Raw genomic sequence first — 13,198 nt, forward strand, 5'->3', positions numbered from 1 at the left:
TCTGCTCTACTTCCGGACGAGCTGGATGGAGTCGAAGAACAGGTGGCGGAGCATGCCCGGGGCGGGCATCAGGCCGACCAGTGCCACCCGGGTCAGGTCGATCCCGGAGATCAGCGTGACCGGGAGTGTCATGGTCTCCAGACGCAGCGCGGTGCAGTTCAGGCCCGGCGCCGTCGGATGGAAGACGGGCCGTCGCGGCACGAGCGGACCGGCGAGCGCGGCGGCGCCCACGGTGGCGGTCTCCCCGTCCAGATCGGTGACGACCACGATGAAGTCCGGCAGTTGTCCGGCCGCGATCGTCGCCTCGCTGCTGCGGTCGTAGTCGGCCGTCAACCGGAAGGTCAGGGCGTCATAGCTTGACCAGTCCGAGGTGGCGGGCAGTAGCTGGACGGAGTAGGCCTCGCCGGACATCACCGGTGGGTCCAGGCCGAGCACCGCGGTCGTGTGGTTGGTCTCCAGCCCCAACGTCCGGGCCCCGATCAGCACGTCCGGGAACGGGTCGACGAAGCCGACGGTGATGATGCGCGGCTTGACCGGGTCCTCCATGTCGTCGAGGACCACGACCTCGGCGCCGAACGACCACTGCAGGGACACCCCGGCTCCGAGCGAGTTGGTCGCGGTCCCGTCGAAGAGCCCGATCGGGGCCGTGTCGCCGAGCAGCCGCCAGCGGAACAATCCGCCGACGTACTCGTTGGCGAGCTTCGCGTGGTCGGCCGCGGAGAGCAGCCGGCCGCCGGGTGCCACATCCGAGGGGTGCATCCCGGTGTCGTCGCCGTCCGCGGCCCACACCGAGTTGAAGCGGTTGTGATTGCAGTGGTCGAGGAAGACCATCGCCTTGTCACAGGCGGCCCGGTCGTAGTGGCGGAAGCCGGTGCCGCCGGACGCCTCCGCACCGCCCCAGCCCGCGACGTCGCCGTCGAGTGCGCCGTAGACGACCGCATAGAACGACGTGTCGGCCCTGGTCAACGGCACCGGCCCGGGTGACGTCCCGAATGCGTAGTCGGTCGGTGCGAGCGAACACACCGCCTTGATGCCGTACCTGGTGGCGGCCGGGCGGGAGGTGTTCATCCGGGCGGCACGAACCACGGCGTCGCCGCCACGGGAGTGACCCATCAGCGCGGCCCGGTCGAAGTCCAGCCGCTGGTACAGGCGGGACGTCGGGTCGGCGTCCAGGGTCCGCAGGGTGTCCAGCGCGCCGAGCACCAGCTGCGCCCGCATCTCGATGAACGAGCCGAACAGGTTCGCGACGTTGGTGTCGACCGACGCCGAGACGATTCCGTGCCGGGCCAGCTCGTCCTGCAGCGCCTCGTAGCCGTTCAGGTTGGCGGCCGTCGCGCGGTGCTGGCCGTGCACGATGACCGCGACCGGCAGGCGCCCGGTGCCGGCGACCCGGCGGGGGTTGAGGACATCGGCCGGGTGCACGATGCGCAACCGACGCTCGACGGTGTAGCTGTGCTGATCAACCGGATCCCGGACGAGCAGGCCGAGCGACTCCGCGTTGGCGAGGCGGGCGCCCTGGAGGGCTTGCAGGAGGTCGTACGTGTCGAAGACGTAGGGCGTCATGTCGCCGGATGTGGGGAAGTCCAAGATCACGGGCTGCCGGATGAGGTAGCGCAGCTCCAGCGGCAGCGACGGTGCGGTCGCCCCGCCGACAACCGGTCGGTCATCGGCGAAACTGACCTCGACGGACTCACTCGGGCTGGTCACCTTGATGTCGGCGCTCGAACCCTGTGCCGCCTGGTCGATCACGTTGCTCACCACGGGGTCCGTGGCCGGGTTCTGTGCGCCGGGGCGGGGCTCGCCGATCAGACCCTGCAGCGCCGACGTGGCGAGCTCCTGTGCCGCGCCGTGGGTGAGCAGACCGTCGGCCTTCGCCTGGTTGATGCGATCGAGCATGCGGCCGGCGTTGTGGCTCAACTCCTGTTGACTGGCGAGTTTCGCCGCCTCGTCGCCGAGTGCGGAGGCGGCCGACAGCGACGCCTCGAAGGCCGCTGCGGCGTTGCGTTGGGTGCCCTCGAGGCCGGTGATGTCCTGGAACAGGCCGGGCTTGGACAGCAGGCCGAAGGCTGCGCCGAGGCCCACCGGGTCGGGCATGGCGGGGGCGTTCTGGATCTGCACCAGCGGCGCGGGCAGCGGCGTGGGCGTGAGGTCGGGCTCCTCGCTGGCCCGGCTGTCCGTCGACACGGGCAGGATCTGCGGCAGCTCCAACTGACCGTCGTTGTTCCAGCGCCAGTAGCGCGAGTCGTCGATGCTCTCGCAGGCGTTGCAGGACCCGGCGACGGCCTCGGCGTAGACGCCGCGGGTCGGCACGCTGACCCGCAGCGGCGGCGCGGGCGGGGCGGCGTAGGCGTTGACGAGCGGTACCGGCTGCGCCGAACCGTCCGGCCCGTCGTCGGGCACGGTCAGCGTGGGGTCGAGTCGGAGCCCCGGCGCGGCCGGCAGCACGAGGCTGTTGCCCACGATTCCGATGAGCTGGTTGCTGCACAGGCTCGCGACACTCCGGCCGCCCAGCCCGGGCACCTCGACCGCGTCGAGCAGCATGAACCGGCGCTGCGCGTCCAGGTTGACCCAGATGGCCTGGTGGTAGTACTCCAGATGGTCGTTGAGGTGCGCGACCAGCCGTCCGGCGAGTTCGACGTCCTCGGCTCGCGGGTCGCGTACTTCGCGCTGCGTGAGCGGGGTGGCGATCACGACAGCGTCGCCGAGCTTGATGTCGTCGAGGATGCGCGGATCGTCGAAGAGCATGGCCGACAGGTGGGGCGTGCGGTAACGGAGTCGGCCCGAGTGCACGATCACCTGCGCGTCCGGTGGCAGCGCCGGTCCGTCGTACCAGATCTTCACGTGCGCGATGTCATCGCGCGGCACAGCGGGGATGCCGCCCGCCTGGTTGACCGTGACGTAGAGGGGGGTCGTCTCGGCGTAGCGGGACACCAGCGTGGCGTCGACCGGCACCTCCGACTCGCCGCCGTCCGGCCCGACCAGGGCGAGGCGCAGCTTCTGCACCAACTGCTCCGCGATTCCGGGCGCGATCTCGGTGCGGAAGATCCGGTCGCGCTCGCGGGCGGTGCGCTCGTTCAGCTTGGCGGTGAACAGTTCGAGGGTGTCGACGGGCAGGAACGGCGCCAGCGGCTGCCACATGGCCACCTGGAACGCCCCGTCCGCAGCATCGCGCGGGCGGGGCAGCAGGAAGCTGATGCGCAGTTCACCCTCGATGGACTCGGGCGCCTCCTCGCTGTAGCGCGCCTGCGGGAAGTCCCAGCCCACCCAATTGTCGGCGATCCGCTCGATGGCGTCGAAGCCGCCGCGCAGCTCCGGCTTGCGCAGGAACCGCTCCAGAATCTCCCGCCAGCGCAGCGCCTTGGCCCGGTCGAAGGCCACCATGGGCAGCGGGACGAACAGGCACTCGCGTACGTCGGCCAGCTCGTGGGTGACCAGGAAATGCCGCAGCACCTCGAAATATTCGATGGTCAGCGCGTGGCAGCGGTTGTAGTTGGCCACCGCCTCCGTCTCGGCCCGGACGGTCTCACCCTGGCCGACGCTCTGCACCACTGACGAACGCTGACTGCGCAGCGCGGAGCTGCGTTGCGACACCCGGTCGCGCAACTGCTGCATCGAGTCGGCGGAGAACGTCCGGGCTGCGTCCTGCCACGACGAGGAGCTCGACCCGCTCGCGCCGCCGGCCACGCCGCCGAAGATGCCGAAGCCGCTGCCGATGAAGCCGGCACCGATCCCGCCCGCCACCCCCCAGGTCGTGTTGCGTGAGCCGGCCGCGACCTCCTCGTGCAGGTCGGTGCCGACGATCTCCTGCACGTCCCGGTCGCGGGTGAGCAGCGCGTCGAGGTGCTCCTCGAACTCCAACCGTTCCTCGCGGGCCGACGACGTGCGCCGGTCCCAGTCGACGACGGCGACCTGGCGGCGCTGCCCGGGCGCGAGGGGAAGCGAATAGAGCAGGTCACCGAGGGAGTAGCCGTCGGCGCGCCACACCTCGCGGAACTGCAGCAGGTGGCCGAACGCGATGTCGACGGCGAGATGGACCGTGGGCGTGTCGTCCCAGTCGATCTGGTGGTCGGCGTCTAGCACCGTGCGGCCGGTCGTGGTGCGCAGCCCGGCGTCGATCATGGTCTTGGTGAACGAGACCTCCGACAGCCACGACGCGCGGGTGATCTCGGCGACGCTGGGCGGCCGGTCCGTGCGTACCAGCGAGCGGGCCGCGTGTATGTCGAGGCTGAGGTTGGTGGTCTGCAGCGCCACCGACGTCGGCCGGGTCAGTCCGATGGCCTGGGACGCGATCGACACCCCCAGCAGGTCGGTCAGCAGCTCGGACGGAACGGTGCGCCGGGCGTTGAGGGTGAGTCCGGTGATCCGTGGTTCGGAGGTCCGGATGACCTGGAAGTAGGCGAACTCCTCCAGCGTCCGGTTCGGCATGGTGAGGTCGACGCAGCCGCCGCCGAGGTCCTGCGAGAAGGCGGCCGGGTTGCCGGTGAGGTCCTCCTGGTCCGGTGTGCGCGGAGGTGATGCCGTGCAGTCGCAATCGTCCTCGGGGACGGCCACGGCGGCCAGGTCGATGACGATCACCATCTCGCGCGGCAACCGGCCGTCCGGGTCGAGCGGCACGGGCTGCGGCGGGCCGCCGGCGACGCTGCCGGACGCCGACGCGAGGATGTCGGCGACCCAGTCCGCCCCGAACCGGCCGCCAGGCTGGGTTCCGGTGATGACGAGCGGCCGGGCGGGTGGCGCTTCGCCGTCGGACCGGTCGACCCCGGAGATCACGACCGGGAGGTCGGCGGGAACGGGCCGACCCCCGACGTCGATCACCCGTCCGGCGATACGCGTGCGCGCACCGAGGGTCGGATCGTCGCTGGGCCGTACCTCGACCGGATCCACCGTGCTGATCCGCAGCCGCAGCGGCTTGGCCAACTGCTCCAGCGAGAACTGCTGATGATGCACTTCGACGCCGGTGGGAGCGGCGATCGAGATGTCGACCGGGCCCTTGGGGATGCCGTCCGTGGTGACCTCGAGATGGAGCGTGCCGTCCTCAGGCAACCGCGCCGAGGCGGACGCCGGGAACCGGAGCACCTCATCGCCGAGCCGCACCTCGGCGTTCAGGGTCACCTGCACGCGGTAGCCGGCAATCGTCGCGCCAGCTTTACTCGGTCGTACGGTGCCGTTGACAACGAGACTTTCCGCCATGACGCCCTCCAGCGGTGTCGGTGACGGGCGCCAACTCCGGAGCAGTTGGCGCAGGCGGCTGGCTCGCGATGCGGTGAATCCGCTCCGGCACGTCAGCCCGCGTCCTGTCCCGACAAGGCGATCCTTCGCGCCGTTGAGCAGGAAAGACAGAGCATTGTCGGCGACCGGACTGCTGGGCTGCAGACGCCTGGGCCCGGGTCAGGGCGACGGCTTACCTGGTCCCGGTGGCAACAGGACCGCGTGGGGCGCATCTGCATACTCTGCGCCAACCGGGCCAGCGGCAACGGTCGGCCGCCCGAGGGGGTCAAGGCGGCTGGTCACGTGCCCTTGGGATCGGTCTTCCGCCGCTCCGCCGCGAGCGCCCCGGTCGGCACCGACCACCCGGAGATCAGCGCCGAGGAGCCGGACGTCGAGGGCGCCGACAAGGCCCCGCGACGAGGCGGCCACGAAGGCGACCCGTGCGACCGCCCTGGAGGCGGCTGGGCTGACGCCCCGCGCGGTCTCCGCCGCCCATCGCCTGGAGGGCAGCACCGTCGGTGAGCTGCTCACCGTCGCCAACAAACTGGCCCACCTGCCCGGCCTGGGCGCGAAGACCCGGCAGGAGTTGCAACGCTGGGCCAAGGAGTGGCGCCAGCGGTTGGGGGAGCGGGAGACTATCCCCACCACGGCCGCCGCCCGCAAGGCGGCCATCGCCGAGGTGGCCACCGAGACCGTTGAGCGCCGACGCGGGGCCGGTGCTGCTGCACGACGCGGCGGTGCTGGCGCGGTACCGGGCGATGGACCGGCTCTACGAGCTGGCCGATGTGGCGCGTAGTGGGAGCGGTGACGTGTGGGTGCTCTGCCCGATGGAGGATCCGGCGCTGCTGCCCAAGCTGGACGGTGCGGTGGTGCCGGTGGGCGACAACGAGTGGATCGCCCTGCCGGGCGCCTGGGTCGTCAACGCCCACCCCAGCACCGCCCCAGCCTGACCCCACCCCACCCCAACCAGCTGTGCCCCGGATTCCATGATCGTTGACGGGTGAGCGACTCGACACGCCGACGACAAGGCAGCTGAGCCGCCAACGATCGAGGCTCGCCATAGCAGATGGCGAGGGGTGACGGGGGATGTTCACAGCGGGGTGGGTGTCCACAGGTAAGGGCTGGGGTCGTTGCGGGAGGGCAGGTGGGGCGACAGGGTCGGCGGCGTGAATTCGGTGCTTCGGGAGCTGGTGGAGCGTGGCGGCGGGCTGGTGACCCGGGCGGTGGCCGAGCAGGTGGTGCCGGAGTGGACGCTGCAGCGGGCGTGCGGTAGCGGCGACCTGGTGCGGGTGCTGCCCGAGGTGTTCGTGGCAGCGCACTTGCTGAACGATCGACAGGGAGAGTGGCGGGGCACCCCGGCCGTAGGCCGACTCGACCCCGCCCTGGGCCACCGCGCCGCTTGCGCCTGGGCCGAGGGACGCGGCGCGCTCAGCCACCTCAGCGCGCTCGCGGTGTGGGGGGCTGCACCGGCAGGCGACCGGCCACCTGCTGCACCTGAACGCACCGGCCGGCTCCGGCATCCGCAGCCGGCCCGGGGTGGCCGTGCACCGGCGTCAGGGCCTCACCCTTGAGGCGCCGCACGTGGTGGTCCGGCGGGGCCTGACGGTGACCCGCCTCGAACAGACCCTTGTCGACTCCTGGCCGATGCTGCTGCCCAGCGAGCGGCGGGCGCCGGTGATCCGGGCGGTCAACGATCGGCTGACCACTCCTGAGCGGCTGGAGGCGGCCCTGAGGAACGTGCCGAAGCTGGATGACCGGGCAGCGTTTCGAACGCTGCTGACGCGGCTCGCCGGGGGCTGCCGCAGCCCGCTGGAGATCTGGGGGCACGAGCACGTCTTCACCGGCCCGGGGATGCCGGCATTCCGCCGCCAGGCGCGGGTACGCGTCGGGCGGCGCACGATGTACCTCGACCTGTTCGCCGAGCGGGAACGGGTCAACATCGAACTCGACGGCGCCACCACGCACGGCGACCCGCGCCAGCGGGAGGTCGACCTGCGCCGGGACGCGCTGCTGGCGACCATCGGCATCCTGGTGGTCCGCTTCGCTCACCGCCGCCTGGTCTACGAGGCCGACGACGTACGCCGGGAAACCCTGACCATACTCGCCCGCTGGGCGGCCGCGGCCGGCTGAGCCCGCACCGAACTCGCGCCTCATGCCGCGTCCGTGCCACCGGTCACGTCGAGTCCACCGGACTTGAGCCAGTCCGCGAACTCGCGCCGCTTTTCCCGGTCGTCGTCAACGTCCAGGATCGGTCGAGACACGGGGCCTCCCTCGGCGAACAGGGCCAACAGGGCGGCCTGCTCGGACGCCAGGCGCAGCGGAGCGTCTGGGTTGGTGTCGGGGAAGATCTGAGCCGCTTCGAGGTCAGCCCGGCGGATGCTCGTCGCGATGCCGATCTTGACGCCCCGGCTGCTCAACGTTTCAAGCAGACGGCGGGTGTCGAGGAGGTACGCCGCCGCTATCTGCCACCGGTGGTGCCGCACTGTGCCCAGTGGCCGCGGCGGACCACTGAACACCAGGTAGAAGTCGCAGGGGTGCGGGCTGATGTCTATGCCGGTGAACGCATCCCCGTAGGTCTTCACGTTGACGGTCCGGCCGGCCAGTGGACCGGACTTGAACGTTCCGTCGTGGCCGGCGTGGGTCGCGGTGCCGGCGAGTTCGATGTCGAACACCTGCGCGGCGATGAACTCACCGATGTCGCCCTGCCGGGCCGAACGCCCGGTCACGACGGCGATCCCGGTATCCAGGTCGTCGCGAGCCCGTAGCAATGCTGCCAACTGGTGCAACTTCTCGGTCACGCGGTTGATTATGCGCGTTGCGAGCTGGCCGGCGCTGGTCGCCAGAAGCGGCCCGGACGCTGACACGTTGCCGCCGATCGCGTCACCGAGCATCAGCCCGAGCACGCAGCCCCGCGCGGTCGCGAGCTGTTCTGCCGTCACCTTGGTCATTCCGCGAAGCACAGGGGCGGGTGGCACGGGAGCGTTTCGGGGCCGGGGTGCTGGTGGCGGGGCGAAGGCCGGCGAGTTGGACGTAGACCTCCCGCTTGGCGGTCGCCTGGCCGCGTCGGTTGATGGCGTAGCCGGTCAACCAGATCCAGCCGGCGTACGTCGGCCGGTCGCGGACCGAGACGACGCGGAAGGTCAGGGCGCGGTCGCCGGCGAACTGCACCGAGGCCCGGGCGTCGATCCGTAGCTGGTCGCCCGGTTGTGGACGCACCGCTACCAGGGGCCTTCGTTCGGCGGCCGGCACTCGCGGGCGTGCATGGTCTGCCAGTCGCGCAGCGCCCGCTTGAGCCGGTCGTTTTCCTGGCTGAGCAGGCGTACCTGCCGGTGGAGGTCGGTCAGCTCGTCGGCAACCTGGGCCTGGAACTCGCGTACCTGATCGGGGTCGACGCCGCGACGGCGCGGGTCGAAGGTACGGGTCCGCACCTCGTGTGGGGTCAACCGGGCCGGGTGGCCGGTCCCGTAGGGCTGGCCGGATCGATACACCTGGGCCACGTCGGTCCTTTCCGGGGCAGGCGGGAACGCGGAGGGTCGGTGCGCTGGGTCTGGAAGGGCGGGCCGTCCGCATGCCGGCCGCGGGCGGCCCGCCCGCTCCGCCGCCGCAGCTCTGATCAGCGGTACGACAGCGGAGCAGTCCGGTGGGTCGGGACGGGCACGCGCACCCGCCCCGACCAGGGGGATGAGCCGAACTCGTTGCCACGCGAGGACGGGCTCGGGAACAACATATCTAGACATGTCAGATGAGTCAACGCTTCTTGTTGGGCGCGTCGCGGTGTGATCGAATCGGATTGCCACGCGAGGAGTGCCATGCGAGAAGTGCCGGATTACTGGCGCATCGCCGATGATGTGATCGCCGACGTCAGGTCCAAGAAGCTCAAGCCGGGGGACAGGCTGCCCTCGATTGCTGAGCTGCGCGAGAACTACGGCGTCAGCCACGGGACCGTGCAGATGGCCTATGCCCGGCTGGAGGCGCTGCGCGTCATCCGGCGGCATCAGGGCAAGGGCGTCTTCGTGACCGACCCGAAGACCTGGATGCGGGAACCCTGATTCTCGTGCGTTGACTCATTCCGGCGATGAGTGTGCGATTATCGCACCATGGCTGAGGGCCTGGACTGGCGTCCCGTCGGAGAGCGGGTGCGCCAGGCGCGACTGTCGGTTGGCATGTCGCAGCAGGATCTCGCACGAGCCGTGGGGCTCGACCGCACCATGTTGGCCAAGATCGAGGCCGGTACCCGGCGCTTGGACGGGCTGGAACTGGCGCGGCTCTCCCGGGCACTGCGGGTGTCGATGGAGTATCTGATCGAGCCGCGGCCGGCGGTGCTGTCCCGGCGGGTTGCGCCACTGACCGAGGAGATCGACACCGAGGCGGCCCGATCGTCCGAGCGCCTGGAAATAGCCATGGTCAAGTGGCTGCGCAACGTGCAGCAGCTCATGGGACTCGGCGTGCTCCGCGCTCACCCGTTGCTCCGGTACGTTCAGCCCGTGGCGTCGGAGGCGGACGCTCGGCTGGCGGCCCGGTGGGTGCGACGGCAGGTCGGGCTGAGTGACGGCCCGCTTGACAGCATCATGGAGGTCTGCGAACGAGCCGGTCAGTGGGTGCTGGTCACCGACCTACCGGGTGACGGCGCGTCGCTCGTCGACGGTGACGTCGCCGTCGCGGTGGTGAGCACCAAGGGTGATCCGGGCCGACGACGGGCCACCGCCGCCCACGAGCTGGGGCATCTCATCATCGGTGACGAGTATTCGAGTGACCTGGGCGTGTACGCCTCCCGGGCGGATCGCGAGGCGGCGATCGACGCGTTCGCTGCCGAACTGCTGCTGCCGGAGCAGGCGGTGGCCGCCGTCGTGGGCGCCGGCCCGCTGAGCCGGGAGCAGTTGATCGGCCTCGCGGCGCGTTACCGTACCTCCTGGATGCTGGCGCTCCGCCAAGCCGAGCAGGCGGCGGTGCTCGACGCCGCGACCCGTCGGGTCTGGAGTCAGGCACGGCCGACCCGGGCGGAGTTCATGGAGGCTCTGGGGTGGGCGCCGCAGCCCGACCTCGCTGCGGTGCGGGTGCCGCCGAGTTACGCACACGCCGTGATGGAGGCGTGGCGGACCAAGCGGATCACCCGCGTCAGGGCCGTCGAGTTGATGCATGGCCAGATCGCCGAGGCGGACCTGCCAGCGGACGACGACCTGGAGATAGCGCCGTGAGCCTGTCGGCGCAGGCGACCTCCGTTCTGGTGCTCGACACCATGGTTCTCGGCCACTTCACTCTCGCCGACCGGCTGGACGTCCTACAGGACCTCCGACTGCTGGACGACGCAGGTGGTCATGGAGGAGCTGCGGGCGGTCGGTGGTCCGTCCCGAACTGACCGCTGCCTGCGAGGTGGGTGGGCTGAGCATCGCTCAACTGGACACGCGCGATGAGATCCGGTGCTTCACCAAGTGGACCGCGCGACTCGGCTCGGGCGAGCGTGACCTCGGGGAGGCGTCCGTCCTCGCCGCCGCCGAACTTTCCGTCAGGGGTGTAGGCCCATCAGCGTGGGCGACGATCCTGTGTCCGCATTCCAGCGAACACGATGTTGAGGGTCCGCTGACGCAGGTCGATGCCCCAGCCGCCATGCAAGGCGCCCTGACAGGCACTGACCAGCAGCGCCATCACCTCGTCCACCTGGATATCGGCGTGGACTGCGCCCGTGCTCTGCCCGCGCTTCAACAGTTCCCGTACGGCGTCGGTGAGCGACCCGAGCGGGCCGGTGATCGGCAGGTCCATCCCTTCCGCGGCAAGCAGGCTCACGACCGTCCGATTTGCCGCAGTCCGCTCGACGAGCAGTGCGAAGAACTCGAACAACGCCGTTTGTGGATCTCCCCGTGCCACAAGGTCCGCCGCATCATCGGTGAGCTGCTGCAGCAACCGCTTCATCAGTGCGCGTAGCAGGTCGGCTTTCGTCGGAAAGTGCCGGAACACGGTGCCGATCGCCACACCCGCACGCCGCGCCACCTCTTCGGTCGACGCGTCCGGACCGCCGTCGGCGAACACCGCCTCCGCCGCCTCCAGGATCCGCATCCGGTTGCGTTGCGCGTCCGCGCGCATCGGCCGGGCTTCTCCACTAGACAAGATGAGTCACCACTCACTATTGTTCGTTCATGAGTCATTACTCATCTTAAGGGGGCCTGCCCATGGACACCACACCGCATGAGGTATTTCAGCGGATGCAGCAGCAGTGGCTCGGCCTCCCTGCCCCACTGACCGGCGACGACCTCGCCGAAGACGTGATCATCGAAATCCCGTTTGCTCCGCCCGGCCATCAGGGCAGGTTCGAAGGCAAGCAGCAGTTCCTCGACTTTGCCAACCCGCAGCGCGCCGCGCTCCCCGTCCGCTTCGACGAGTGCCGCACCATTGCCCTCCACGACACCAAGGATCCAAACACGATCATCATCGAGTACGAACTGACCGGTACATCCACGAGGACGAACCAGCAGTCCACGGCCGCCTTCATCGGTGTGCTGACAGTCCACGACGGCAAGGTCACCAGGTGGCGGGAGTATCAAAACATCATGGCCATCCTGCAGGCCCTCGGCTAGGCGTTCTCTCCCGTAGGCGCCACCGGGCCCACGGCGACCGTCAATACGGCAACGGCCCCTCATCCCTTGCGAGCGCGGGCGGTGCTGCCGGTGTCGTTCTGTGGCGAACCGACCTGGCGGGACATCTGCGCCGCCAGTGCGGTCACCCTGCTCTGCGGCGACGACGAACCGTCATGGTCGGAGGCGCTCCGCAGGGCTGTCGGCTGACGGCGGTGGCCCCGAAGTGACGGGTACCTGACAGTATCGACGCCCGTGCACCTTTCCTGTCGCACCTGGGCGGCAGGCTGAGGCTCCCGACCCCTCGGAGGTGCCGCATGCCGTATGTGAGGTCCCACACCCGCCGGGACGGCGCCCGGGTCCGGGCCCACTACCGCAAACGGCGGCGCGCCGGCGGCGGCGGAACGGCACGCCGTGGTGGCTCAGGCGGCAGCTCCGGTATCACGGCGCTGTTCCTGTGGGGTGTGCCCGCGCTCGTGGTGGTCGTCATGGTGGTCGACTTCGTGCAGCAGCATCCGTACTGGTCGGCCTTGTTGGTGCTGATCGTCGGCGCGACCGCCGTCGCATCGGTGTCGGTCACAGTGAAGCAGCGGGCGCGCCGGCGGGCTGAGCAGGCCCAGCGGGATCGGCTGATCGCGGTGACGGACGCGATGAGCGGGCCGGAGTTCGAGCAGTGGTTTGCCCGGCTGCTCGAGGCGTCCGGGTTCCGGCACGTCCAGGTGAAGGGCGGTTCGGGGGACCGGGGCGCCGATGTCGTGGCGCTCGCGCCCGACGGTCGGCGGATGGTCGTGCAGTGCAAGCGGCAGAGCCTGCGCAACCGCGTGGGGAGCGCCGCCATCCAGAAGTTCGCCGGCACCTGCCGGGAGGTACACGGGGGTCAGCTCTGCATGATCGTCACCAACAGCTTCTTCACCGCCGGTGACGGCGTGCGGTTGGCCCGGCAACTCAACATCGTGCTGGTTGACCGGCGAGCGTTGGAGGTATGGGCGTGGACGCGTACGCCGCCGTCGAGCCTCGCCCTCCGTTGAGGCAGCCGGCCCAGGGGGTTTCCGACCGGACCAAGCAGATGACCGCGGTGGAGAACGACGCAGACGTTTCCGCGCTCGGCGGTGCCGCTGTCAGGGGCGCGCGGGGCAGGTAGTAGCTCTCGGAGCCTGCGTTGCCTCCTGGCTGACGGGCGGCTCCGGGAAGGGCAGGTTTTGCCAGCGGAATGATCGAGGTGTGGCGTTCGGCGTTGGCGGACGCCGCCCAGCGGATCTGCCTGCCCGATATCGCCGACAAGGCACTCGCCGGCCTCAAGTTCAGCGCTGCTCTGCCATCCCGCCTGGCGGCGGCGACGCTCGCCGCGAGACTCGCCGATGTCGACGCCGCTGCCGAAGTGCTGCGGGAACCCGTCCGTTTCGCCTACCTTTGACCGTATGGCG

12 protein-coding genes are annotated in these 13,198 nt (G+C 70.2%); 8 read left to right on the forward strand and 4 right to left on the reverse strand.

Translation table 11 applies throughout. From position 1 onward, the window contains the following. Positions 1–6: 6 nt before the first annotated feature. On the reverse strand, positions 7–5,112 hold the full coding sequence (locus ABZ807_RS18530; protein ID WP_357158984.1) for a hypothetical protein: 5,106 nt from the start codon (positions 5,110–5,112) through the stop codon (positions 7–9). Positions 5,113–5,903: 791 nt separating this feature from the next. Between ABZ807_RS18530 and ABZ807_RS18535 the strand changes: the two genes are divergently transcribed. The 3 genes from ABZ807_RS18535 (at position 5,904) to ABZ807_RS18545 (ending at position 7,338) form a co-directional block, all read left to right on the forward strand. Further along, the gene (locus ABZ807_RS18535; RefSeq protein WP_357158987.1) at positions 5,904–6,158 is read left to right on the forward strand and encodes a hypothetical protein; all 255 of its coding nucleotides are present in this window, start codon (positions 5,904–5,906) and stop codon (positions 6,156–6,158) included. Between the two features lie 216 nt (positions 6,159–6,374). Then, positions 6,375–6,779, forward strand: coding sequence for a hypothetical protein (locus tag ABZ807_RS18540; protein WP_357158990.1), 405 nt, complete (start codon positions 6,375–6,377; stop codon positions 6,777–6,779). After that, positions 6,751–7,338 (forward strand): DUF559 domain-containing protein, encoded by a 588-nt coding sequence (locus ABZ807_RS18545; RefSeq protein ID WP_357158993.1) that lies wholly within the window; start codon positions 6,751–6,753, stop codon positions 7,336–7,338. Before ABZ807_RS18540 ends, ABZ807_RS18545 begins: the two co-directional genes overlap by 29 nt. 20 nt (positions 7,339–7,358) lie before the next feature. Here the strand turns inward: ABZ807_RS18545 and ABZ807_RS18550 are convergent, their stop codons facing one another. Both ABZ807_RS18550 and ABZ807_RS18555 read right to left on the reverse strand, forming a co-directional pair. Beyond that, on the reverse strand, positions 7,359–8,156 hold the full coding sequence (locus tag ABZ807_RS18550) for a hypothetical protein (protein WP_357158996.1): 798 nt from the start codon (positions 8,154–8,156) through the stop codon (positions 7,359–7,361). Between the two features lie 270 nt (positions 8,157–8,426). Further along, positions 8,427–8,705 carry a DivIVA domain-containing protein gene (locus ABZ807_RS18555; RefSeq protein WP_357158999.1) on the reverse strand — a complete coding sequence of 93 codons (279 nt, stop codon included), beginning with the start codon at positions 8,703–8,705 and terminating at the stop codon, positions 8,427–8,429. A gap of 312 nt (positions 8,706–9,017) precedes the next feature. Here ABZ807_RS18555 and ABZ807_RS18560 point away from each other — a divergent pair, with 312 nt between their 5' ends. Together ABZ807_RS18560 and ABZ807_RS18565 are read left to right on the forward strand one after the other, a co-directional pair. Then, entirely contained in the window at positions 9,018–9,257 is a 240-nt protein-coding gene (locus ABZ807_RS18560) for a winged helix-turn-helix domain-containing protein (RefSeq protein WP_357159002.1), read from the forward strand. Between the two features lie 48 nt (positions 9,258–9,305). Then, a complete protein-coding gene (locus tag ABZ807_RS18565) occupies positions 9,306–10,403 on the forward strand; it encodes an XRE family transcriptional regulator (protein WP_357159005.1) in 1,098 nt (365 codons plus the stop codon). A 325-nt stretch (positions 10,404–10,728) separates the two neighbouring features. Here ABZ807_RS18565 and ABZ807_RS18570 read toward each other — a convergent pair whose 3' ends face one another. Continuing rightward, a complete protein-coding gene (locus tag ABZ807_RS18570; RefSeq protein WP_357159008.1) occupies positions 10,729–11,286 on the reverse strand; it encodes a helix-turn-helix domain-containing protein in 558 nt (185 codons plus the stop codon). Positions 11,287–11,372: 86 nt separating this feature from the next. On the opposite strand from ABZ807_RS18570, the gene ABZ807_RS18575 reads away from it, so the two are divergent. The 3 genes from ABZ807_RS18575 to ABZ807_RS18585 all read left to right on the forward strand — a co-directional run bounded on the left by ABZ807_RS18575 (position 11,373) and on the right by ABZ807_RS18585 (position 13,188). Further along, complete coding sequence (locus tag ABZ807_RS18575; protein ID WP_357159011.1) at positions 11,373–11,777, forward strand: nuclear transport factor 2 family protein; 405 nt, start codon at positions 11,373–11,375, stop codon at positions 11,775–11,777. 314 nt (positions 11,778–12,091) lie between these two features. Further along, the gene (locus tag ABZ807_RS18580; protein ID WP_357159014.1) at positions 12,092–12,802 is read left to right on the forward strand and encodes a restriction endonuclease; all 711 of its coding nucleotides are present in this window, start codon (positions 12,092–12,094) and stop codon (positions 12,800–12,802) included. A gap of 182 nt (positions 12,803–12,984) precedes the next feature. Continuing rightward, on the forward strand, positions 12,985–13,188 hold the full coding sequence (locus ABZ807_RS18585; protein ID WP_357159017.1) for a hypothetical protein: 204 nt from the start codon (positions 12,985–12,987) through the stop codon (positions 13,186–13,188). The last annotated feature ends 10 nt before the right edge of the window (positions 13,189–13,198 follow it).

The organism is Micromonospora sp. NPDC047548, from assembly GCF_040642975.1.
Classification (GTDB): Bacteria; Actinomycetota; Actinomycetes; order Mycobacteriales; family Micromonosporaceae; genus Micromonospora.

Bases quoted from the DNA above. Each gene is read 5' to 3' on its own strand.
- ABZ807_RS18550 (WP_357158996.1), bottom strand. From the start codon at position 8,156: ATGACCAAGGTGACGGCAGAACAGCTCGCGACCGCGCGGGGCTGCGTG.
- ABZ807_RS18560 (WP_357159002.1), top strand. From the start codon at position 9,018: ATGCGAGAAGTGCCGGATTACTGGCGCATCGCCGATGATGTGATCGCC.
- ABZ807_RS18565 (WP_357159005.1), top strand. From the start codon at position 9,306: ATGGCTGAGGGCCTGGACTGGCGTCCCGTCGGAGAGCGGGTGCGCCAG.
- ABZ807_RS18570 (WP_357159008.1), bottom strand. From the start codon at position 11,286: ATGCGCGCGGACGCGCAACGCAACCGGATGCGGATCCTGGAGGCGGCG.
- ABZ807_RS18575 (WP_357159011.1), top strand. From the start codon at position 11,373: ATGGACACCACACCGCATGAGGTATTTCAGCGGATGCAGCAGCAGTGG.
- ABZ807_RS18580 (WP_357159014.1), top strand. From the start codon at position 12,092: ATGCCGTATGTGAGGTCCCACACCCGCCGGGACGGCGCCCGGGTCCGG.
- ABZ807_RS18585 (WP_357159017.1), top strand. From the start codon at position 12,985: ATGATCGAGGTGTGGCGTTCGGCGTTGGCGGACGCCGCCCAGCGGATC.